Below are 23,507 nucleotides of genomic sequence, written 5' to 3'. Positions count from 1 at the left end.
TGCTTAGAATTCTAAAACTTTAGGTTGCTGAGATTGATGATTATGCTCAGAACCTGCGTAAACTTTCAATTTTTTGAACATGGCGCGGCCCAATGGATTTTTGGGCAGCATGCCTTGTACGGCGGTGGTGATGATCCGGTCCGGGAAAGTTTGTCTTAACTTGCCCAAGGAAGCTGACTTCATGTTGCCGACATAACCGGTATGGCGGTAGTACATTTTGTCTTTTTCTTTGTTGCCGGTCACGCCGATTTTTTCGGCGTTGATGACGATAATGTAATCGCCGGTGTCAACGTGTGGTGTGAATTCGGGTTTGTGTTTTCCGCGAAGACGTCGTGCAATTTCAGTAGCAAGGCGACCTAATGTCTTTCCTTCTGCATCAATCACGTACCAATCGCGCTTAACTTCTGCGGGCTTTGCACTAAATGTTTTCATCTTTGCTTTTTAGTCTGTTGAGGCTATAAAAACCGTGAATTGTACTTAATAGGGGCGTTAACTTCAAGTCCAATTAAAGCTTAATTTTCAGGGAGTGCAATTTTCGGTATAAGTGCGTGCGTTCCATGCCGATAGCCGATGCCAGTTTGGCGACGCTGCCGCCGGTTTTTTCGAAATGATACTCCAGGTAGGATTTTTCGAAATGATCGCGGGCTTCCTTTAGCGGCAAATTGAAAAACTCCGGTACATTCAAACCCAATTTGGGTTGTTCTGCAATCGAACCCAGTGCGGTTTTGACTTCGTCCAGCTCGATGTCGTCACCGGCACCGAGTATCATCAGGCGCTGTACCAGATTACGCAATTCGCGCACATTACCCGGCCAGCTGTAATTACGCAAATAATTTTGCGCTGCCATAGAGAAACGCCGGAACGGCAGCTTTTCCTGGGTAACGAAATGATCGACATAAAAATTCAACAGACTGGGTACGTCTTCACTGTGTTCGCGTAGCGGCGGAATCTCCAGTGTCACGACGTTCAGTAAATAGTAAAGATCCTGACGGAAGCGGCCGCTGTTGACTTCTTCTTCCAATGACATACGGGTGGACGCGACGACTCGTACGTCAACGCGCACCGCCTGACTGCCGCCAACCCGCAGGAACGAGCTGGATTCCAGTGCACTCAGCAAGCGAGTTTGAGTTTCCGGGTCCATGCCGCCGATTTCACCCAGAAATAGCGTGCCGCGATGGGCTTGTTCCAACAAGCCGCGATAAACCCGGCCATTATCTTCGCGGCCGAAAAATTCCACCGCCGAGTTTTCCGGCGAAATACTGCCGACCGACACATCAACAAACGAGCCGTCGCGCCGCGAACTATTGTTGTGCAAATAGCGGGCGAACATTTCCTTACCGACCCCGGCTTCACCGACGAATAACACTCGGGCGTCGTGCTGCGCCAGGCGCTTTAACTTATCCTTGGTACGTTCCACCACCGCGCTTTTGCCGACCGGGTCCACGCCTATCATCAGCTGTTGTTTCAAACCGGCGTTTTCGCGCTGCAAAGAGCTGGTCTCCAGTGCGCGTTCGACGATCAGCAGCAACTTAGCCAGCGATAATGGCTTTTCCAAAAAGTCATACGCGCCAAGCCGAGTCGCTTCCACGGCTGACTCCACTGAGGCATGTCCGGACATCATAACCACCGGGCATAGTGCGTCGTCTTCGCTGACCCATTCCCGCAGCAGCGTGATTCCGTCGCTGTCCGGCATCCAGATGTCCAGCAGGATCAGATTAGGCGGGCGCTGATTTTTCAGGGCTTTAGCTTCCGTGGCGTTTTCCGCCATGGCGACATCGTAACCTTCATCCTCAAGAATTTCCGACACCAACTGACGAATGTCCTGCTCGTCATCGACCACCAAAATATACGGTGCTTGCTTATTCATTTAAAGTTCCCAAATTCAAAAACCGGCAGCTGGAGTAAAAACCCCGCGCCGCCATTATAAGACGTATCCACCCAAATCACCCCGCCATGTTCTTCCACGATCTTTTTGACAATAGCCAGGCCCAGGCCGGTACCTTTGGCCTTGCTGGTTACGTAGGGGTCGAAAATGGTTTCAAGCTGTTCCGCGTTCAAGCCGTTGCCATTGTCGTAGATGCCCAATTCGACATAGTCGGTGTTGTTCCTGCTGACTTTGGCGATTTTGATCTCGATGCGGCAGGGCGCCGTAGTGGCCTCTTGGGCGTTTTTGATCAGGTTGTGCAGTACTTGACGCAGGCTGACCGGATCCGCTTCGACCAGCACTCGGTCGCTTGCAAACTTGGTGCTGAACACAATGCCGGAGGGCAGGTATAAAGCCACGACTTCCTGAATCAGGTCAACCAGATTGATTTTTTCCACTTGTTTCTTGGACGGGCGGGCGTATTCGGAAAAATCGTCCACCATGCGTTTCATCGCTTCCACCTGTTGGACGATGGTGCGAGTGCCGCGTTGCAGAAATTCGGCGGAGCCATCCTGTAATTCCTTGGAGAGCTTGTGCTGCAAACGCTCTGCGGACAGCTGGATCGGCGTCAACGGATTTTTGATTTCATGCGCCAGACGCCGCGCCACTTCGCCCCAGGCTGCGTTTTTCTGTGCCTGAATCAGGTCGGTGACATCGTCGAACACTACCACCGCACCGGTGCGGGCGCCGTGCTGCGAGAACAGCGGCGTACCTCGGCACAACAGTTCCTGACGGCCGTTGGGGCCGAGAAACACGATGCGCTGCTCCCAAATATCGTCGGCTTTTTCCAGCAGGCTTTGGATTGCATTCAGTACATCGGCCAGTTCGTTGTGCAGGGTCGCCAAAGTCGGTAAAGTCTCGCCGACGAAATGGCTGACCGGGATATGTAAAATCCGGTAGGCGGCCTGGTTGGCGGTACGGATGTAAAAGGCGGCGTCAAAACTGATCACCCCGGCCGTGAGATTGGCCAGGATGGTTTCCAGATAGGCTCGCTGGTTTTCTACTTCCAGGCCAGCAACACGGGTTTCGTCGCGAGAGCGGGCGATGCGCCGGGTCATCTGGTTGAATGATTCCACCAGAAAGCCCAAATCATCCTGATTCATAACCGGCAGCTGTTGTTGATAATCGCCGTCGGCGACCGCTTGCGTGCCTTTTACCAGTTCTTTAACCGGCGCGACGATGTTGCGAATACTGATAAAAGCCACCCAAATAGCCGCGAGTAGGCTGAGCAGCAACACCAGCAGCAGGATTAGCGAGAAGCTGGTTTTCAGTGAGTCGCGCAGGAAATTCATTTCCTGGTAACGGATGAAGGCAAATTCAATCGAGTCGGCCAAGTCGGTTACCCGCACCGGAATCGGAAACAAGGCTTGCAAAAATCGGCTTTGATCCGCTTCGATAGCCACGATGATACGCACCAGCATTTCATCGTTATCGCCGGGATCGAAAGCAAAATATTCCTTATTCTGCCGCAGCTGTAGCCAGATTTGTTCATCGGGAAGGTGCGGCAAAATATCGCTGGGGTTGACGCTGCTGGAGGCCAATACCCGGCCTTGGTTGGAAAATACCGCAATCTCCAATGCCCCGGATTCCGCCCACAGCGAGCCAACTTCCATCGCGATCAGGGCCTCCGATTTGTCGCGGAGTTGATCGGCCATTTGCTTGGTTTGCTTGATATGCCAGTTCATGCGTTGATTCAGCGAGGACTGGCTCAACTCCAGTGCATCGTCCATCGCCCGGTCTATTTCCACGTTAAACCAGCTGTCTATGCCTTGATGCAGAAATTGCACTGAGAAATAAAACACGATGGCCGCCGGCGCCAAAGCCAGCAAGACGAACAAGGACACCATGCGCGTGGTCAGCCGGGAGCCGGCCTCCTTTTTCTTTAACTCCCGCACCAGCGAATAGGTGTTGAACGCCACCAAGCCCAGCAAAATCACCGATCCTAGCGTGTTGATGACCAACAGCCAGGAATACATTTCGCCGAGTTCCGATGATTCTTGGGTGGCGCTGCTCATCAATTGCAGCGACAGCAATACGAAGCCGAACAGCAGGATAATCGAGGCGCTGGCCGGTAATTTTATTTTTGAATGGGCCATGTGTGCCAGGCGCTAGAAAGAAACCACTGGTTGTCCAGATAGGCGACTGGACGCAGCGGTATTGGCAACTGCTCGCGGTTGAATTGAGTTTTTACCGCCAGCAGGTAAGGCGTGCCGCCCACAACAAGTTCTGCGGGAATTGGCATGCTGTCATGCACGGCCGCCATGAAATTCATGGCCGCGCTCAAGGTTAAAAACATTTCGCTGCGGTCGAACGGGGTTTGCACCACATATTGATTCAGCAAGGCATGGAATTGCAGGCTGTAAGTCAGTTTGTGTTTATGGATTATCGTATCCCACAGCACCCCGGGTTGGCGCAGTTCTATCGCGACGTCCCAGGTTAAGCGCACACCTTTGTGCAGCGCTTCTTTGGCAGTCGGACTGAGCCGGTAGTCGATATGAGCCTGCACGTCATAACCGTCATCGACACGATCCAAATCGGCATATTCGATGCGCGCGGCATATTCTCCGGCTTCAGCCACGCCTGGCGCAATGTGCAGGCAGAGCATCAATGCCGCGTAACTAAGGGGCTTTGTAAAGCTTGGCATAATAAAAGCCGTCCATTTGCCGGTCACCGGTGATGATTTGCCGGCCGTGCGGACGTGACATGCCCCAGTGCGCCTCGATATGAATTTCGCTGGCATTGCTGTGTCGGGCAAGGAAAGCGGCGATTTGCGCCTCGTTTTCTTGCTTCAATACCGAGCAGGTGGCGTACAGCAAGATGCCGCCAGGTTTTAGTAATTGCCAGGCGTTATCAAGAATCTTGGTTTGCAGCGCTTGCAGGGCGGCAATATCGTCGGCGCGGCGCAGTATTTTGATGTCGGGATGGCGGCGGATCACGCCGAAGCCGGAGCAGGGCGCGTCCAGCAGTATCCGGTCAAATTGGCGGTCGCCAGTCCATGATCCGGATTGACTGGCATCGGCGGCTAAGGTTTCGGCTTGTAAGTGTAAGCGCTGTAAATTATCGGTCACGCGCTGCAGGCGTTGTTGATCGACATCGACCGCCAATAGACCGCCCAAAGCGGGTTGGCGCTCCAGAATCGCCGCGGTCTTGCCGCCCGGCGCGGCGCATAGATCCAGCACCTGTTGGCCGGGTTGCGCATCAAGCAGTTCTGCGGCCAGTTGGGCGGCAGTGTCCTGTACTGAAACTCGGCCTTGACTAAAGGCGGGCAATTGCTCGACGGCCAAGGCTTGGTCTAGTCTTATCGCCGTCTCGCAGCAGTCTACCGGTTGGGCGGCGATGCCTTGCGCGGCAAGTTCGTCCAGATAAGCGGCTCGGTTGCCTTGCAACAGGTTGACACGCAAAGCCATCGGCGGTGCCTGGTCGTTGGCGTGTAGGATTTTTTCGTAATGTTCCGGCCAGTCTTGCTTGAGCACATCCACTATCCAGTTCGGATGGTTGTAGTGGGCTTGGGTGTCCGCAGCGCAGGCTTGCTGCAAGGTTTCGGCCTCGCGTAAATATTGTCGGAGTATCGCGTTAACCAAAGACTTGGCCCAAGGTTTATGGCTGGTGGCGGCGACCGTTTCCGACACGGCGGCGTGCGATTTAACCCGCATGTGTTGCAGTTGATACAGGCCGATTAGCAGCAGGGCTTTAATGTCGCCATCTTTTTGTTTGAGCGGCTTGCTGAGCAAGCGGCCCAGCATAAAATCTAGTGCGTAGTAATGGCGGATGACGCCGTAGCACAAGGCTTGGACGAAAGCCCGGTCTTTGACATCCTTGATTTTGGGCAGGCCATGCTCCAGGGCGGCGGTCAGCGATTGGCCGTCGTTGAGAACGTGGGCGAGGATCTGTGCCGAGCAGCCGCGCAGATTCATGAGCCAAGCATAACGCGGTCAGAGGGGTGGGCATTCATAAAGTCTTTGCCGGCTATGCGTTTGCCACCGGGGAGTTGCACTTCCAGCAGGCGCAGCACACCGTCGCCGGTGGCGACATCAAGTGCATGTTCCGCGCAACTGATGGTGCCGGGTGCTTGTTCTGCCCGTCGATTAAGTACCTGGCTGCGCCAGACCCGCAATACTTGGCCTTGATACAGGGTTTGCGCCACCGGCCAGGCATTCAGGCCGCGGACTTTACGATCCAGTTCTACAGCAGAGTTTTGCCAATCCAAGTTGGATTCCTGTTTTTCCAGTTTGTGGGCGTAAGTAACCAGCGCTTCGTCTTGCGGTTGGGCTTGCAACGAGCCATTGGCTATCTGGTCGACCACTTTAACCAGCCCTTCGGCGCCCATTTGCGCCAATTGATCGTGCAGGCTGCTGGATGTGGCGTCGGCGCTGATCGGGCATTCGGCTTTGTATAGCATGTCGCCGGCATCGAGTTTTTTTACGACTTTCATAATGGTGATGCCGGTTTTAGCATCGCCCGCCATGACGGCCCGGTGAATCGGTGCCGCGCCGCGCCAGCGCGGCAGCAGCGAACCGTGCACATTGATACAGCCTTGTTTAGGTATATCCAATACCGCTTGCGGCAGAATCAGACCGTAAGCCACGACGACCATTAAATCGGCATCCAGTGCCGCTAATTGGGCGATAGATTCGGGGCTTTTGAAGTTTTCCGGTTGATACACCGGAATGTTGGCGGCTACGGCCAGGGCTTTGACCGGGCTGGCGGTCAGCTTGCGGCCGCGTCCGGCGGGGCGGTCGGGCTGAGTATAAACCGCGCAGACTTGATGCGGCGAATCCAGTAAGGCCTGCAAGGTAGGAACCGCAAAATCCGGCGTACCGGCGAACACGATTTTCATGAAATGTCCTGATTAGCCTTGCGACTTGTGAATTTTATCCAACTTGGCTTTGATACGGTTGCGCTTGAATGCCGAGAGATAATCAACGAATAACTTGCCTTCCAGATGATCCATTTCATGTTGAATGCAAACCGCCAGCAAGTCACGCGCTTCCAGTTCAAAGCTTTCGCCGTCGCGGTTTAACGCCTTGACTCTGATATGTTCGGCACGGCTGACTTTTTCGAAAAAACCTGGCACGGATAGGCAGCCTTCCTCGGATTCCTCAACGCCGTCGCGTTCAATAATTTGCGGATTGATCAAGCAGATCGGTTCGTCCTTGTTCTCGCTGACATCCATCACGATCACGCGCTTATGTACGTTTACCTGGGTAGCCGCCAAGCCCACGCCCTTGGCGGCATACATGGTTTCGATCATGTTATCGACCAAGGTTTTGATGCTGTCATCGACTGTGTCCACCTCGGCCGCGACGTTGCGCAACCGTTTATCGGGAAACTCCAGAATTTTAAGAATACTCACCCATCACTCCACTTGCGAACTGTAATAGTGGGATTTTATCCGAAATTGCCTTGGGTTTGAATGTGAAGACTAAATAGGGCCGGGTTTAGTCTGGAACGGCTCGTGCTGGCATAATGCCCGAATTAATCTAAACTGTGCGGCAAATCGATGGTTGATTTTTTACGCATTTGTTTCAAATTGGACTGGGCGGCATGCAAAGCAGCGGCGCTTGCCGATTTTGCATTTGGACGCTTCGTCCGGCGGATTTTGAACGGTTTTATAAGCTCTGGCAGGATAAATTATGTTTTTTCGCGCGATACTGGGAATATTGATACCACTGGTTTTTGCCGCAGTGGCTTGGGCCGACGAGCTGAAAATAAACCCCAATCATCCCGATCAGTACACGGTTGTTAGAGGTGATACCTTGTGGGACATTTCCGGGAAGTTTTTACAGCACCCCTGGGAGTGGCCGCAGCTTTGGCATAACAATCCGCAAATCAAGGATCCGCATTGGATCTACCCGGGCGACACCTTATATTTTTCCTACGTGAACGGTGTGCCGCGCTTGAGCTTCTCACCGGATGGTAATGACGAAAAACTGTTGCCGCGCGTGCGCGAGTCCGATATTGATCAAGCCATTAAAATGATTCCCAGCGATGCCATCGTGCAATTCTTGAATTCGCCGAAAGTCGTCACAGCGGAGGAGTTGCAGCAGGCGCCTTATGTCATCGGCTTTGTCGGTGAACATTTGATCGCCGGGGCAGGGGACGGTGTTTACGTTCGGGCCATCGAAAACCCGTCGGGCTTGGGGTATACCATTTATCGGGCAGGCAAGGCCTATGTCAGTCCGGTCACCAAGGAAATTTTGGGTTACGAAGCGCAATATATCGCTGATACCACGCTACAGGAACCGGGTGATCCGGCCACCTTGCTGATTAATAAATCCGATATGGAAATCCAGCGAGGCGACCGCTTGATGCCTACTTCCGAGGGTGAGTTAGCCTTAAATTATTTTCCAAGACCGCCCAAACATCAGGTAGTGGGCAACATCATCCAGGTGAAGGGCGGTGTGTCGCAGATCGGTCAACACGATGTGGTGGTCATAGATAAAGGTACTGCCGACGGTTTGGAAGTGGGGCATACCTTGGATGTGTATCGCAAAGGGCATGTCATCGTGGATAGGTATCAATCCCAGGAAGCTGTGGCGGTGAAAATGCCGGATGAGCTGGCTGGTGTGTTAATGGTATTTCGGCCGTTCGAACGGGTGAGCTATGCGTTAGTGATGCAGGCAACCGCTGCGATGCACACGTTGGATAGAGTGCAGACGCCCTAATGGATGCCCGAGCTAACGATATTCAATCGGGTTGGTTTAAGCCGCTCCGGTTTGTTCTTTAACCTGTTTTGGAAGCCGCGCTCAATCCGCAAATCAAGTACTGGCTGGCGATGCTGCGTAGTCCCGGCGTCGGCAGTCAGGCCATTCAGCGCTTGCTGGCACATTTTGAGCCAGAACAGATATTCTCGGCGTCGCGAACCACTTTAACTGGCTTGGGTTTCAGCGAAAAGCTCATCAATGCGCTGCAAAAACCGGATTGGCAAAAGGTCGAAGACGATATTGGCTGGCTGGAGCAAGCCGGAAATTATGCGTTGACCTTGGACGATGCCGACTATCCGGCGCAACTGAGAGAAATTGCAAATCCTCCCCCGGTTTTATTTGTCAAAGGCAATCCTGCATTGTTGCTTGAGCCGCAATTGGCAATAGTCGGTAGCCGTAACCCTTCTCCCGTCGGCGTCAGTACGGCAATTCAATTTGCAGAGGCATTGGCTGCAGCCGGGTTTGTCGTAACCAGTGGCTTGGCCTTGGGCATCGATGCCGCGAGTCACCAAGGTGCTTTAAACGTAAATGGGCAAACCATAGCCGTGGCCGGCACCGGTTTGGATCGGGTCTATCCGGCTTGCCATAAGCAATTGGCTACCCAAATAGTTGAGCATGGTGCGCTGGTCTCCGAGTTTCCACCCGGTACTGGTGCCAAAGCCAATCACTTTCCCAGGCGAAACCGCATCATCAGCGGTTTGTGCGTCGGATTATTGGTGGTCGAGGCCGCCCAGCAAAGCGGTTCGTTGATCACCGCGCGCTTGGCGCTTGAGCAGAATCGTGAAGTTTTTGCGATTCCCGGTTCGATTCACAACCCTTTGGCGCGCGGTTGTAATGCGTTAATTCGCCAGGGAGCCAAATTAGTTGAAACCGCGCAAGATATTTTTGAGGAATTAGGTCATTATAATCAAAGGTATATGCGATCCGAGTCAGAATTGGCGCAGACTTCGCTTGACCTGGAGCAGCAAAATCTATTGAAATTGATTCCGTACAGTCCCACAACGGTCGATACTCTGGTGCAAGATAGCGCTTGGTCGGCGGAAGAAGTTTCCTCGACGCTACTGGTGTTGGAGTTACAAGGCTACATTGCCGCACTTGCCGGTGGTGGCTACCTCAGAGTCAAATAAAGGTTCTAATGAAAGAAGATATTTTCGATGTGCTCATTTATCTGTTTGAGAATTATCTGGATGGCGACAGCGATAACTATCCGGATACTGCCGTGATTGCCAGCGAGTTGCTGGATGCGGGTTTTCAGCAGCCTGATGTGAATAAGGCGTTTGACTGGCTGGAGTCTTTGGCCGAAATTGAGAGCATCACACCGGCGGTTTCCTCATCGTTCCGCATTTTTAGCGGTCAGGAAATCTCCGTATTCGACATGGAGTGCCGGAATTTCTTGATGTATCTCGAGCACAGCGGCATCTTGACACCGATGAACCGCGAAATAGCGATTGATCGGGCGATGGCCTTGAAAGACGAAAATATTACGCTGGATAAATTGAAATGGATTGTATTGATGGTGTTATTAAGTCAACCCGGCGATAGCGCCGCTTTCTCCCGAATGGAAGACATCGTTTACGATTTGATACCTACTTCTTTACATTGATTTTTCTACGGACAGCATGAGCAAAAGTTTAGTCATTGTAGAGTCACCGGCAAAATGTAAAACCATAGAAAAGTATCTGGGAAAGGACTTCCAGGTGCTGGCCTCTTACGGCCATGTCCGCGATTTGATTCCCAAAGAGGGGGCGGTCGATCCGGAAAACGGTTTTGCGATGAAATACCAGGTGATTGATCGCAACCAACGCCATCTGCAAGAGATCGGTAAAGCCATCAAAAACGTCGATACACTGTATCTGGCGACTGACCCTGATAGGGAAGGTGAGGCGATTTCCTGGCATGTGTTCGAGCATCTCAAGGAAAAAAAGCTGCTAAAAGATAAGGAAGTGCTGCGGGTGGTGTTTCATGAGATCACCAAAAAGGCTGTTACTGAGGCTATCGCCCATCCCACCGAGTTATCTAATAATCTGGTCAATGCGCAACAGGCGCGGCGAGCTTTAGACTATTTAGTCGGTTTTAATTTATCGCCGTTGCTGTGGAAAAAAATCCGTCGCGGATTATCCGCTGGTCGCGTGCAAAGCCCGGCGTTGCGGATGATCGTCGAACGCGAAATGGAAATCGAGGCGTTCAAGACTCGTGAATACTGGTCGCATACCGCCGAAGCCAGCGCGCAAGGGTTGCCGTTTAAAGCCAAATTAACGCATTTCAACGGCGAAAAACTGAATCAATTCAGTTTTACCAACGAAGCGCAAGCGACTGAAGTCAGGCAAAACTTATTGGAAGCCGCCGATGGTCAGCTGATCGTCGCCAAGCTGGAAAAAAAGCAACGCAGTAAAAATCCGGCGCCGCCGTTTATCACTTCGACCTTACAGCAGGAAGCAGCTCGCAAGCTGGGTTTTACCACCAAGCGAACCATGATGGTGGCGCAACAGCTTTACGAGGGTATCGATTTGGGCGGTGAAACCGTCGGTTTGATTTCCTATATGCGTACCGACTCGGTCAATTTGGCCGAAGAGGCACTTGCCGATATTCGGGCGCTGATCGCGGAAAAATATGGCGCCGATGATGTGCCGAAAGAGCCGCGCCGATTCAAAACCAAATCTAAAAATGCTCAGGAAGCTCATGAGGCGATTCGGCCAACGTCCGTGCAGCGCTTGCCTGAACTGGTGAAAGACCGGCTCAGCGCCGAGCAATTCAAACTTTACGATCTGATCTGGAAGCGTACCGTTGCTTGCCAGATGATACATGCCACTTTGAATCAGGTGGCTGTCGATCTCAATTGCGGCAGCGATAAAAACGTATTTCGTGCCACCGGCTCTACGGTAACCAATCCCGGCTTCATGAAGGTGTATCTGGAAGGCGTGGACGACAGCAAGGAGGCAGCCGACGATCAGGATAGCCTGTTGCCGCCGATGGAAGAAGGGCGGCCTGTTGTATTGAATGAAATTGCAGCTACCCAGCACTTCACCGAGCCACCTCCGCGTTACAGCGAGGCGAGTCTGGTAAAAGCCTTGGAAGAACATGGCATCGGCCGGCCGTCCACTTATGCGACGATAATCTCGACCTTGCAAAACCGCGAATATGTGACGATCGACAACAAGCGGTTTTATCCGACCGACGTGGGGCGTATCGTGAATAAGTTCTTGACCGAGCATTTCACGAAATACGTCGATTACAGTTTTACCGCTAATCTCGAAGACGATCTGGATGCCGTGTCACGTGGCGAGAAGGATTGGATTCCGTTGATGAACGACTTCTGGCGGCCGTTCACGCAGTTGATCACCGAGAAAGAAGAGAGTGTGCAGCGCAAGGATGTGACTCAGGAAAGTATCGACGAAAAATGTCCGGAGTGCAGCAGTTCGCTGTCGATTCGTTTGGGGCGGAATGGCCGTTTTATTGGATGTACCAATTATCCGACGTGTTCGTATACACGAAATTTGGGGGATGACAATGCCGGCGCTACGTCTGCGGAACCGGAAGTGGTGGAAGGACGGGTGTGTCCGAAATGCGAGTCGACGCTGGTTATAAAGACTGGCAAGTATGGCAAGTTTGTCGGTTGTAGTGGGTATCCTAAATGCAAACACATCGAGCCCTTGGAAAAGCCTTCAGATACCGGGGTTGAATGTCCGCAGTGCAAGAATGGGGCGATCCTAAAACGCAAGGCGCGCAGCGGGAAGATTTTTTATTCTTGCTCGGAATATCCAAAATGCGATTATGCCTTGTGGGACGCACCGATCAAGGAAAGTTGCCCAGATTGTAATTGGCCGATTTTGACCTTGAAAACCACCAAGCGTCGTGGCACCGAAAAAGTCTGTCCGCAGAAAGAGTGCAAATACGCAACACCGTACGAGGGTGATCCGGACGACGCAAACGGACCGGCTTGAGCCTAGGGTAGTGCTACTGTTTGCCCGACCTGAATTGCGTGTTTGTCTATAAAGCCGGCTGGTAGTTCCAGTATGTATCTGGCCGGGACTTTGGAATCATAAATTCGGCACGGGTCTTTTGCGCAGGGCTGTAAATCTTTTAACAGCCCTACAATTTGGCCGCCACCCGCTAAAAACACCACATCCAAAGCCAGTAGGGTATTTTTCATCCATACCGCGCGATGGGTCTGATCCGGATAGACAAACAGCATGCCCTGGTCCTCGGCAAGTGTCTGCCGAAACATCAGTCCGTGCTCGCGTTCGCTTTCGTTAGCGGCGATAGCCGCGTAGACGATACGTTGTTGATCTACAAATCTGATGGGGTGGTTGAACTCGGTAAACCCGTTTGCTGAAGCCCGCGCGCTGTTGAGCGTCATAATAAAAGCGATGCCGAAAATGGTGCTGGAAAGATAAGAGTGCATGCGCGATGTCAGTAATATAAGGTTGTCTTTAAAGATGCGGCTGATTATAATGCCGCGTTCAATTATTTAGCGAGCGTGGCGAAATTGGTAGACGCGCTGGATTTAGGTTCCAGTGGTAACCCCGTGGGAGTTCGAGTCTCCCCGCTCGCACCATATCCTGCGTTATTCGTAACGATACGACCTTAAGTTCCCCAGATCTAAACATCGCCGGCCGGTCTCCCAAAATATAAAACCGTATTTTTAATTTTTTGAGGTAATGCAATGCAAGTTTCTGTCGAGAAGACATCAGAGTTAAGCCGAAAAATGACTGTTAGCATTCCTGATGCCGTGGTTCAGGAGAAAATGGAAACTCGCTTTAAAAAACTCGCGCGCGAAGTCAAAGTGGACGGATTCCGTCCGGGTAAGGTGCCCGCGAGCATGGTAAAAAAGTTGTACGCCGATAGAGTGAGAAACGAAGTAACCGGTGACTTGATTCAATCGACTTATTTTGAAGCGTTGCAACAACAGGATTTAAACCCCGCCGGTCATCCGCATATCCATCCTACCGAGAAAGCCGAAGGTTTTGAATATATCGCCGAGTTCGAAGTTTATCCGGAGATCGTTCTGGACGGCGTTAGCGCATTGAAAGTGGATCGCCCCTCAGCAACTGTGGAAGAGGCTGATGTCGATAACATGATTGAAAAACTGCGTCAGCAAAAGAAAACCTGGAATACGGTCGAACGCGCTTCGCAGGATGCTGACCGGGTAACCATTCATTTCTCCGGTGTCGCCGATGGCGAGAATTTTACCGACGGTAAGGTCGAAAATTACCAAGTGGAAATCGGCGGCAAACAAATGATTCCCGGTTTTGAAGACGAATTGAAAGGCTTGGTCGCCGGTGCGAGCAAAACCTTTTCTGTGACCTTCCCAGAGCAATACAACAGTGAAAAATTAGCTGGCAAAGTGGCCGAATTTGAGATCGAATTGGTTAAAGTAGAAGAGCCGGTTTTACCTGTCGTCGATGCGGAATTTATCAAGGCTTATGGTGTTGAAGACGGTGATGCGGCCAGTTTCCGTAGCGATGTTCGGGCTAACATGGAAAGAGAGCTGAACCAAGGTCTGAAAAACAAGTTGAAAAATGCGGTGATGGATGCGTTATACGAGAACATTGTGATAGCGATGCCTAACGCATTGATCGATCAAGAAATTCAAGCGTTGATGAAGCCTTATGCCGAACGCGCGAAAAACATGCGTTTGAAATTGGAAGACCTGAACTTGCCTAGGGATGCATTTGAAGCTCAGGCCAAGCGTCGAGTGGCCTTGGGTTTGATTCTGGGTGAAATCATCCAAAAGAATGACATCAAGGTCGATGCCGATAAAGTGCGTGCGGTCATTGATGATATGGCGAAGAGTTATGAGCGCCCCGAAGACGTTGTGAACTGGTATTATGCCGACAAGGCCAGGCTAAATGATGTGCAGCAGATGGTCTTAGAGGACCAAGCTGTTGCATGGATTGTCAGTCAGGCTAAAATCACCGACGTAACAGTTGGTTTTGATGATGTCATGGAAAAACAGTAACGAATGAGGGCTAAACGTGTTTAACCAAAATGTGATGAGCGAAATGATGGCGCCGCAAGCGGCGGGCGGTCTAGTGCCTATAGTGGTTGAACAAACAGCCCGTGGGGAAAGATCGTTCGATATTTATTCCCGTTTGCTGAAAGAGCGGGTAATTTTTCTAGTTGGTCAAGTGGAGGATTACTCGGCTAATCTGGTAGTAGCGCAATTGCTGTTCCTGGAGTCCGAGAATCCGGATAAGGATATACATTTGTATATCAACTCTCCCGGTGGCTCAGTGACAGCAGGGATGTCGATTTACGACACCATGCAATTTATCAAGCCGGATGTCAGCACCATGTGTATCGGTCAGGCCGCCAGTATGGGGGCGCTGCTGTTAGCGGGTGGTGCGCAGGGTAAGCGCTATTGTTTGCCTCATTCCAGGGTGATGATTCATCAGCCTTTGGGGGGGTTTCAAGGCCAAGCCTCGGATTTTGATATTCATGCCCGGGAGATTTTGGCTATTCGTGAGCGGTTGAACAAAATCCTGGCCCATCATACCGGGCAACCGTTGGAAAAAATTCAGCAAGATACGGATCGAGATAACTTTCTGAGTTCTCAGCAAGCGGTTGATTACGGTTTGATCGACAAAGTATTGACTAGTCGTATTGCCTGATAAGTGTCGCGTCGCGTCGTCAAGACTGCGACGTGATTTGAATGTTGGTTTTTGATATATTTCATCGCCATGACGAGGTAATGTATCACGGTGGAGTCTGTCTATGAGTAGAGACAAGAAAGGTAAAGACGATGAAAAACTTCTTTACTGTTCTTTTTGCGGTAAAAGTCAAAATGAAGTCAGGAAACTGATTGCAGGTCCATCCGTTTATGTTTGCGACGAATGTGTGGAATTGTGCAACGACATCATCAGGGATGAGTTGCTGGAAGATGAAATGTCCGTGGCCGGTGGTGCGCTGCCTAAGCCGAAGGAAATCAAGCAAGAATTGGATGGTTATGTCATCGGTCAGGAAAATGCCAAAAAAATTCTGGCCGTGGCTGTTTACAATCATTACAAGCGCTTGCGCAGCAACAGCAAAAAGAACGAAGTCGAGTTGGCGAAAAGTAATATCTTGCTGATTGGGCCCACGGGTTCCGGTAAAACCTTGTTAGCCGAAACCTTGGCCAGATTGCTGGATGTGCCTTTCACCATAGCAGATGCCACCACGCTGACCGAGGCTGGTTATGTCGGTGAAGATGTTGAGAACATCATTTTAAAGATTCTGCAAAAATGCGATTACGACGTGGAAAAAGCGGAGACCGGGATCGTTTATATCGACGAAATCGATAAAATCTCTCGCAAATCCGATAATCCGTCGATTACTCGCGACGTTTCCGGGGAAGGTGTGCAGCAGGCCTTGCTGAAGCTTATCGAAGGCACTGTGGCTTCTGTGCCGCCGCAAGGCGGTCGAAAGCACCCGCAGCAGGATTTTTTGCAGGTGAATACTGCCAATATCTTGTTTATCGTGGGTGGTGCTTTTGCCGGTTTGGATAAAGTCATCAAACATCGTACCGAGAAGGGCGGCATCGGTTTTTCGGCGGAAGTTAAAACCAAGGACGATAAACGCAACGTCGGCGAGATTTTTGCCGATGTGCGTTCCGAGGATTTGATCAAATACGGCTTGATTCCGGAGTTTGTCGGTCGTCTGCCGGTTATCGCTACGCTGGACGAGTTGGATGAAGCGGCGTTGATTCAAATTCTGACGCAACCTAAAAATGCTTTGATCAAGCAGTACAAGCATTTGTTTGAAATGGAAGGTGCGGAGCTAGAGTTTAGAGATGATTCGTTAGCGGCGATTGCCCGCAAATCGATGGAACGAAAAACCGGTGCCAGAGGTTTGCGAACAATTGTCGAGAATGTGTTGTTGGATACGATGTACGAACTGCCTTCCAACGACAAAATATCGAAAGTTGTCATCGACGAAAACGTCATTTTGGGTAATTCGGAGCCAATTTTGGTTTACGAAGCAGAGCAAAAGCTGGTGGCTTCGGACGCTTCTTAGATAAGGGGCTTTGAACGTTTCTCGCGCTCTCGCGAAGAAATAACCAAAAAAGGGGGCTTTTTCAATAAAGCCCCCTTTTTTTTGCCTGAAATTAAAGATACTTGTTTTCTGGGAGTTCATCCTCATATAGGATGACATCTAATGTTTTGAGCTGCTCAAGGGAGCAAATGAAATGACCGAGTTAAAAACCAAAGATGAATTAATTCCTGTCTTGCCGTTACGGGACGTGGTGGTCTATCCGCATATGGTGATTCCATTGTTTGTCGGTAGAGGTATGTCGATTGATGCCCTTGATGCCGCCATAAAACAAGACAAACAAGTGTTGCTGATTGCCCAGAAACAGGCCGATGTCGATGAACCGGGTTTTGATGACTTATACAGGGTCGGGACCTTGGCCAACATCCTACAACTGTTGAAATTGCCGGACGGTACGGTGAAAGTATTGGTTGAAGGCAGTCAGCGCTGCTCCGTAACAAAATACCAAGAAGTTGATAATTATTGCGCGGCCAGCGTCGTCGAGTTGAGTGACGAATTAAATATTTCCGAACAGGAAGCGGAGGTTTTGCAGCGCACGGCGATTAATTCATTCGATCAGTATGTGAAATTGAACAATAAAATTCCGCCCGAAGTGCTTAATTCGCTGGCGGGTATCGACGACCCAAGCCGCCTGGCCGATACGATGGCGGCGCATATGGCTTTAAAAGTTGAAGAAAAACAGCTGATGCTGGAAATGGTCGATGTCGCCAAACGTCTGGAAAATTTGATGACCTTGATGGAAGGTGAGGTCGATATTTTGGAGATGGAAAAGAAAATTCGCGGCCGCGTTAAAAAGCAGATGGAAAAAAATCAGCGCGAATATTATTTGAATGAGCAAATGAAGGCTATTCAAAAAGAGCTGGGCGAGATGGACGAAGCCAGCAATGAGATCGAAGAACTGGAGCGAAAAATTGCCGCGGCCGGCATGTCCGCCGAAGCGAAAACCAAGGCGACGGCCGAGTTGAATAAACTGAAAATGATGTCGCCGATGTCCGCGGAAGCCACGGTTGTGCGCAATTACATCGATTGGATGGTCAACGTGCCTTGGAAAAAGAAAACCAAGGTTCGGCACGATTTAAAAGTCGCCGAAGAGGTGTTGGAAGCCGAACATTACGGCCTGGATAAAGTAAAAGAGCGGATACTCGAATACCTTGCTGTGCAACAACGTGTTAAAGCGTTAAAAGGGCCTATTCTGTGTTTGGTCGGTCCTCCGGGGGTTGGTAAAACCTCTCTCGGCCAGTCGATTGCACGGGCCACCAATCGCAAGTACGTGCGGATGGCGTTAGGCGGGGTAAGAGACGAAGCGGAAATTCGCGGGCACAGACGTACTTATATAGGTTCGATGCCGGGTAAGATTCTGCAAAATCTGTCGAAAATCAAAACCCGTAACCCCATGTTCTTGCTGGACGAGATCGACAAGATGGCGGCAGATTTTCGCGGTGATCCCGCTTCCGCGTTGTTGGAAGTGTTGGATCCGGAGCAAAACCATACTTTCTCGGATCATTATCTGGAAGTCGATTTCGATCTATCCGACGTGATGTTTGTGGCTACCGCGAATACGATGAATATCCCGCCCGCCTTGATGGACAGAATGGAAATAATCCGTTTGGCCGGCTATACGGAAGATGAAAAAATCAACATCGCCATGCGCTTTTTGATTCCGAAGCAGATCAAAAACAACGGTCTGGCAGAGTCGGAAATTTCTATCTCCGAATCAGCGGTCAAGGATATTATCAGGTACTACACGCGGGAAGCGGGTGTGCGCGGACTGGAACGGGAAATTTCGAAAATTTGCCGGAAAGTCGTGAAAGACCTGTTGTTGAAATCCCGCAAAAGTCGAACCTCGGTTACCGAGAAAACACTGGACAAGTATCTCGGCGTCAGACGCTTTAGCTATGGCATGGCCGAAGACAGCGATCAAATTGGTCAAGTAACCGGTTTGGCATGGACTGAGGTCGGCGGTGAGTTGTTGACGATTGAAACTGCGGTAATGCCGGGTAAGGGCAAACAGCAAACGACCGGTAAGCTCGGCGATGTGATGAAGGAGTCGATTGAAGCGGCGGTCACGGTGGTCAGGAGTCGAGCTAATATCTTGGGAATCGACAGCGATGTGTTCCAAAAAAATGATATTCACATTCACGTTCCGGAGGGTGCGACCCCAAAAGACGGGCCTAGTGCCGGTATTGGCATGTGTACCGCCATTATCTCCGCTTTGACCAAAATCCCAGTGCGTGCTGATGTGGCGATGACCGGAGAGATTACCCTGCGCGGCGAAGTACTGCCGATTGGCGGACTGAAAGAGAAATTGTTGGCTGCGCATCGCGGCGGCATTGCGACAGTGGTGATTCCGGCGGAAAACGAAAAGGACCTCGCCGAGATCCCGGAAAATATCAAACGTAATTTGGCGATTAAGTGTGTCCGTTGGATAGATGAAGTGTTGGAGTTGGCTCTACAGCATATGCCCACCCCCATTGCTGCAATCCCGGTGGCAGAAATAACTGAAACAGCTACCAGCAAAGTAGAGGTAAAAAAGCCGGGTGTTGTTGCCCATTAAAAGTTGAGTCGGGTCGGCGGAAACCATCAGCGTCGTGGCTTCCGCGGACTTCTGTGCTTGACATCGCTTGCAGGCGATTGATATAAATGTCGACCTCTCGCACCAGGAGAGGCTGTAAATCGGGTTGGTGGAAAACCGGTTAGTGGACAAATCGAAACATTTGTTTGCTGAGCATAATTAATACAACGACATCCTAAGGGGAAATAAATGAATAAATCGGAACTTATCGATGCAATCGCCAGTGCGTCCCAGTTAACTAAAGCTGATGCAGGGCGGGCTTTAGATGGTTTTATCAAAGCAGTAGAAGATGCTTTGAAACAAGGCGATTCCGTTGCCTTGGTTGGCTTCGGCACATTCGATGTTAAAGAAAGAGCAGAGCGTAAAGGCCGCAATCCGCAGACCGGTGAAGAGATCACCATTAAAGCCGCGAAAATTCCTTCATTTAAAGCTGGCAAATCTTTAAAAGATGCTGTAAACTAGCCGCTCTTTAGTCGGGTGCTTAGCTCAGCTGGGAGAGCATCGCCCTTACAAGGCGAGGGTCGGGGGTTCGAACCCCTCAGCACCCACCAGACTTTGGAGCGGTAGTTCAGTTGGTTAGAATACCGGCCTGTCACGCCGGGGGTCGCGGGTTCGAGCCCCGTCCGCTCCGCCAAAACAGAAACCTCGGGCCGTATGGTCCGAGGTTTTTTTTTGCCTGTTAATTTTACGGCCTGAAGCATTCGGGTTTAATACTGTTTAAGGACAGCGTTTATGCTTTTAGAGATTAGAGAAAAGGTGCACGGTCTGTTTGCATCAATCATATTGATTTTGATTTGTGTGCTTTTCGGATTGTGGGGCATCCAAAACTACCTTGGCGGCGGTAAAGAGGCCCCGGTGGTGTCTGTGGGAGACAAGGAGTTTTTTCAGCGGGATGTCAGTCAGGCCTATCAGCAATATGCGCAAAATCTGGCAGGCATGAAATTCGACGAAGAGACGATAAAAAAACAGGCTTTGCAAAAGCTGGTTCGCGACGAGGTGTTGTTGCAATACGTTCAGGATCAAAACCTGTTGGTTAGCGATGAGACGGCCAGGGACTTCATACAAACTCTCGAGTATTTTCAAAAAGACGGAAAGTTCGATAAGACGCAATACCAAACCATGCTCGGTTCGCAAGGCATGTCTTCCGCCGAGTTCGTCAATCGCATCAAAAAAGCTTTGGTGATGGAGCAATTCCAAAGAGCCGTGGTAGATAGCAGCTTTGTCACGCCGGCGGAAATCAACAACTTCTTTAAAATCCAGAACCAAACCCGCGATGTGGAATATTTGACCGTGCCGTTAACGGCTGTCAGTCAACAGCCCGGCGAAGAGGAAATTACCGCTTATTATCAGCAGCACCAGGATGCGTATCAGACTCCCGAGCAGGTGGCTATCGAATACGTTGAATTATCATTGGATAAATTGGCCGCAGATATTAGCCCTACCGAAGAGCAGTTAAAGGCTTACTACGAAGAACAAAAAGTCCAATTCACTACGAAAGAGCGCAGAAAAATCAGCCATATTCTGTTCGCGTTCAACAAGGATAAAACGGCCGACGATTTAGCGCTGCAAAAAGCCCTGAAAGCCAAACAAGATTTGAAAAACAAGGATTTCGCTGCCTTAGCCGCCGAAGTGTCCGACGATAAATTAACCGCTAAAAATGGCGGCGACCTGGGTTTATTTAATGTTGGCGTGATGGAGAAAGCCTTTGAAGATGCCGCAAGCAGCTTAAAACTGGGCGAAGTCTCCGAGCCCGTTAAATCGGCTTTTGGTTATCATTTAATTAAAGTCACCGAATTGATACCGGGCGACGTAAAGCCTTACGAAGCGGTAAAAGCCGAAGTCAGCAAGGCTTATCAAAAAGCGCAGGCCGAAGCCAAATTTAATACCTTGGCCGAGAAAGTTGCCGAAGTCAGTTATGAAAATCCTGATAGTTTGGCTGCGGTTGCTCAACTGTTGGGTGGAGCGACCAGCAAGACCGAAGCGTTTACTCGCACCGCGGGTGAAGGTATCGCTGCCGATGAAAAAGTTCGGGCGGCTGCGTTTTCCGAAGATGTGTTAAAAGGCAGCAACAGCGAGCCGCTGGAAATTGGCGGCGACAAAGTCGTGGTGTTGCGTATGTTATCGCATCAACCTGCCGCCAGCAGAGAGCTCAAGGAAGTTAAGGCTGAGGTCATTGCCGCGATTCAGCAAGATAAAGCAAAACAGCAGGCCGTCGCTACTGCCGATAAAGTTAAGCAGGAATTGACGGGCGGCAAAACGCTCGCGCAAATCGCCGAAGCGCTGCATTTGCAGACCAAAAAAATCAATGGCTTGACACGCACTGCCAGCGAATTGCCGGCGGCTGTTACTCAAGAGATTTTTAGAACAGCCAAACCAAAGGCCGGTCAGCCTAGCGTGGCAGTAATCGACGAAGCCAAGGGTGGTAAATTGGTGGTTAGCGTCAACAATGTACACGAGGGTGTCATGTCGGATAGCGACAAGAGCAAACAAGCCTTGATTGCCAAAAACATCTCGGCCGCCTTTGGTAAGGCGCAGATGGAAGCCGTATTGAATGCGTTGCAGACTAAAGCCGAGATCGTTATGAATACGCAAAAACAGTAAACCGTTAGGTGGACCTGCAAAAAGGGAGCTTAGCGCTCCCTTTTTTTTGCTTGATTAAGCGGTTAGCTGCTTAGCAAAGAGGATGTTGTTGCGGATTCTAGGCAAAGACTTCGGGTCATCCCGCTATAACCGTTGCCCGGTGCGTGAATAGCTAGCAGCGTTTAACCCACATTGGCTTTTAGGCTGACGTTTATTAACATAGTCGCGGATAGCCGAATAAGGCGATTTTTCGCTTCGGATACCATCGATATTATTTTCCTGTTCAGCCATATCATGGGATAAACTTTAAAATTTGTAACAAACATCGCTGCGAAAGCGACACTCGTCTTAATTTTTAATAGCTTGATTTAAGGATCAACATGATTATCAAACCTCGCGTACGCGGTTTTATGTGCGTCACCACCCATCCGGTCGGCTGCGAAGCCAATGTCAAACAGCAGATCGACTACGTCAAAAGTTTCGGCGCAATCGCTAATGGTCCAAAGAATGTGCTGATTTTGGGCGCTTCTACCGGTTACGGTCTGGCATCTCGGATTGTCTCGGCTTTCGGTGCCGGTGCGAAAACCCTGGGTGTGTTTTTTGAGCGCGAGGGTACGGCCGATAAGCCGGGTACTCCCGGTTGGTACAATTCCGCGGCGTTTCATAAATTCGCCGAAGCCGAAGGCCTATATGCCAAAAGCATAAATGGCGACGCCTTTTCCGACGAGATCAAACAAAAAGCCATAGAGACGATCAAACAGGATTTGGGTAAAGTCGATCTGGTGATATACAGCTTGGCCGCCCCGCGCCGTACGCATCCAAAAACCGGGGTCACGCATAATTCTACGTTGAAACCGATAGGCAAGGATTTGGTGCAAAACGGTATCGATACCGACAAAGAGATCATCAAGGAATTCACCCTGCCGGCAGCTACCGAAGAAGAAATCACTAACACCGTCGCGGTGATGGGCGGCGAAGACTGGCAAATGTGGATCGATGCGTTAGCCGATGCTGGCGTCTTGGCGGAAGGCGCCAAAACCACGGCCTACACCTATCTGGGCGAAAAAATTACCTGGGATATTTATTGGGACGGCACCATCGGCGCGGCCAAAAAAGATTTGGACAAACGTGTCATCGATATCCGCAGCAAGTTAGCTGCCTTGGGTGGCGATGCCAGGGTGTCGGTGCTAAAAGCCGTTGTAACCCAAGCCAGTGCCGCGATCCCGGTCATGCCTTTGTATTTGGCCTTACTCTTTAAAACCATGAAGGAAGCGGGGACGCATGAAGGTTGCATCGAACAGGTCAATGGCCTATTCCGCGATAGCCTCTACGGCGCCAATCCCCATTTGGATGACACCGGTCGTTTTCGTGCCGATTTAAAAGAACTGCAGCCGCAAATTCAAGACACGGTCAACGCTTTGTGGTCACAAATAAACAACGACAATATCAACGAATTGAGCGACTTTGCCGGCTACAAACACGAGTTTCTCAAACTGTTTGGTTTTGAGGTGGCCGGTGTGGATTATGATGCCGACGTTAATCCCGAGGCACCCATCGCCAATTTGCTTTAGCGTCGAGCCCCGGTAGCGAGGGGCGGCGCCTCTCTACCGGGCTAAAAGGCTGGATAGCCGGCGTTTTTGCCAAGACGGTGTTCTGAATAAAGCTCAGTCGTTTTAAGAAGAACACCGGCCCGCGGCAG

The 23,507-nt window shown here is 50.8% G+C and carries 19 protein-coding genes and 3 tRNA genes; 14 read left to right on the top strand and 8 right to left on the bottom strand.

The window, feature by feature from the left end:
- Positions 1-3: 3 nt before the first annotated feature.
- From rplM to def, 7 genes are all read right to left on the bottom strand, one after another.
- Entirely contained in the window at positions 4-432 is a 429-nt protein-coding gene (rplM, locus tag ACR02O_RS19895) for a 50S ribosomal protein L13 (RefSeq protein WP_020482941.1), read from the bottom strand.
- Positions 433-505: 73 nt separating this feature from the next.
- Positions 506-1,867, bottom strand: coding sequence for a sigma-54-dependent transcriptional regulator (locus ACR02O_RS19890; RefSeq protein ID WP_033158871.1), 1,362 nt, complete (start codon positions 1,865-1,867; stop codon positions 506-508).
- Positions 1,864-4,020 (bottom strand): sensor histidine kinase, encoded by a 2,157-nt coding sequence (locus tag ACR02O_RS19885; protein WP_458138108.1) that lies wholly within the window; start codon positions 4,018-4,020, stop codon positions 1,864-1,866. Before ACR02O_RS19885 ends, ACR02O_RS19890 begins: the two co-directional genes overlap by 4 nt.
- Positions 4,002-4,568 (bottom strand): DUF4390 domain-containing protein, encoded by a 567-nt coding sequence (locus ACR02O_RS19880; RefSeq protein ID WP_458138107.1) that lies wholly within the window; start codon positions 4,566-4,568, stop codon positions 4,002-4,004. The genes ACR02O_RS19885 and ACR02O_RS19880 overlap by 19 nt, the downstream gene beginning before the upstream one ends.
- Entirely contained in the window at positions 4,543-5,838 is a 1,296-nt protein-coding gene (gene rsmB, locus ACR02O_RS19875) for a 16S rRNA (cytosine(967)-C(5))-methyltransferase RsmB (RefSeq protein ID WP_458138106.1), read from the bottom strand. Before rsmB ends, ACR02O_RS19880 begins: the two co-directional genes overlap by 26 nt.
- Positions 5,835-6,761 carry a methionyl-tRNA formyltransferase gene (gene fmt, locus ACR02O_RS19870; protein WP_458138105.1) on the bottom strand — a complete coding sequence of 309 codons (927 nt, stop codon included), beginning with the start codon at positions 6,759-6,761 and terminating at the stop codon, positions 5,835-5,837. The genes rsmB and fmt overlap by 4 nt, the downstream gene beginning before the upstream one ends.
- Positions 6,762-6,773: 12 nt before the next feature.
- The gene (gene def, locus ACR02O_RS19865) at positions 6,774-7,277 is read right to left on the bottom strand and encodes a peptide deformylase (RefSeq protein ID WP_458138104.1); all 504 of its coding nucleotides are present in this window, start codon (positions 7,275-7,277) and stop codon (positions 6,774-6,776) included.
- 280 nt (positions 7,278-7,557) lie between these two features.
- On the opposite strand from def, the gene ACR02O_RS19860 reads away from it, so the two are divergent.
- The 4 genes from ACR02O_RS19860 (at position 7,558) to topA (ending at position 12,569) form a co-directional block, all read left to right on the top strand.
- A complete protein-coding gene (locus tag ACR02O_RS19860) occupies positions 7,558-8,589 on the top strand; it encodes a LysM peptidoglycan-binding domain-containing protein (RefSeq protein WP_458138103.1) in 1,032 nt (343 codons plus the stop codon).
- A gap of 68 nt (positions 8,590-8,657) precedes the next feature.
- Positions 8,658-9,755: a DNA-processing protein DprA gene (dprA, locus tag ACR02O_RS19855; protein ID WP_458138102.1), complete on the top strand. Its 1,098-nt coding sequence runs from the start codon at positions 8,658-8,660 to the stop codon at positions 9,753-9,755.
- An 8-nt stretch (positions 9,756-9,763) separates the two neighbouring features.
- Positions 9,764-10,231: a Smg family protein gene (locus tag ACR02O_RS19850; protein WP_458138101.1), complete on the top strand. Its 468-nt coding sequence runs from the start codon at positions 9,764-9,766 to the stop codon at positions 10,229-10,231.
- A 16-nt stretch (positions 10,232-10,247) separates the two neighbouring features.
- Positions 10,248-12,569 (top strand): type I DNA topoisomerase, encoded by a 2,322-nt coding sequence (gene topA, locus ACR02O_RS19845; RefSeq protein WP_458138100.1) that lies wholly within the window; start codon positions 10,248-10,250, stop codon positions 12,567-12,569.
- 2 nt (positions 12,570-12,571) lie between these two features.
- On the opposite strand, the gene ACR02O_RS19840 is transcribed toward topA, so the two are convergent.
- Positions 12,572-13,030: a DUF192 domain-containing protein gene (locus tag ACR02O_RS19840; protein WP_458138099.1), complete on the bottom strand. Its 459-nt coding sequence runs from the start codon at positions 13,028-13,030 to the stop codon at positions 12,572-12,574.
- A gap of 69 nt (positions 13,031-13,099) precedes the next feature.
- Here ACR02O_RS19840 and ACR02O_RS19835 point away from each other — a divergent pair.
- The 10 genes from ACR02O_RS19835 (at position 13,100) to fabV (ending at position 23,379) form a co-directional block, all read left to right on the top strand.
- A tRNA-Leu gene (locus ACR02O_RS19835) sits at positions 13,100-13,183 on the top strand.
- Between the two features lie 108 nt (positions 13,184-13,291).
- Positions 13,292-14,587, top strand: a complete 1,296-nt coding sequence (gene tig / locus ACR02O_RS19830) for a trigger factor (RefSeq protein ID WP_415880132.1) — start codon at positions 13,292-13,294, stop codon at positions 14,585-14,587.
- A gap of 46 nt (positions 14,588-14,633) precedes the next feature.
- Positions 14,634-15,239: an ATP-dependent Clp endopeptidase proteolytic subunit ClpP gene (gene clpP, locus ACR02O_RS19825; protein ID WP_171697797.1), complete on the top strand. Its 606-nt coding sequence runs from the start codon at positions 14,634-14,636 to the stop codon at positions 15,237-15,239.
- Between the two features lie 103 nt (positions 15,240-15,342).
- The gene (clpX, locus tag ACR02O_RS19820; RefSeq protein ID WP_020482927.1) at positions 15,343-16,620 is read left to right on the top strand and encodes an ATP-dependent Clp protease ATP-binding subunit ClpX; all 1,278 of its coding nucleotides are present in this window, start codon (positions 15,343-15,345) and stop codon (positions 16,618-16,620) included.
- A gap of 172 nt (positions 16,621-16,792) precedes the next feature.
- Positions 16,793-19,210, top strand: a complete 2,418-nt coding sequence (gene lon / locus ACR02O_RS19815) for an endopeptidase La (protein WP_458138098.1) — start codon at positions 16,793-16,795, stop codon at positions 19,208-19,210.
- 207 nt (positions 19,211-19,417) lie between these two features.
- The gene (locus tag ACR02O_RS19810) at positions 19,418-19,690 is read left to right on the top strand and encodes an HU family DNA-binding protein (RefSeq protein WP_020482925.1); all 273 of its coding nucleotides are present in this window, start codon (positions 19,418-19,420) and stop codon (positions 19,688-19,690) included.
- 13 nt (positions 19,691-19,703) lie between these two features.
- A tRNA-Val gene (locus ACR02O_RS19805) sits at positions 19,704-19,779 on the top strand.
- 6 nt (positions 19,780-19,785) lie between these two features.
- Positions 19,786-19,862: transfer RNA gene (locus ACR02O_RS19800), tRNA-Asp, on the top strand.
- Positions 19,863-19,960: 98 nt separating this feature from the next.
- Complete coding sequence (locus ACR02O_RS19795) at positions 19,961-21,829, top strand: SurA N-terminal domain-containing protein (protein ID WP_458138097.1); 1,869 nt, start codon at positions 19,961-19,963, stop codon at positions 21,827-21,829.
- A 359-nt stretch (positions 21,830-22,188) separates the two neighbouring features.
- Positions 22,189-23,379: an enoyl-ACP reductase FabV gene (gene fabV / locus ACR02O_RS19790; RefSeq protein WP_494522281.1), complete on the top strand. Its 1,191-nt coding sequence runs from the start codon at positions 22,189-22,191 to the stop codon at positions 23,377-23,379.
- Positions 23,380-23,507 lie beyond the last annotated feature (128 nt).

Source organism: Methylomonas sp. PHL2-19 (genome assembly GCF_059331595.1).
This window is presented reverse-complemented; position numbering and strand designations above follow the sequence as displayed.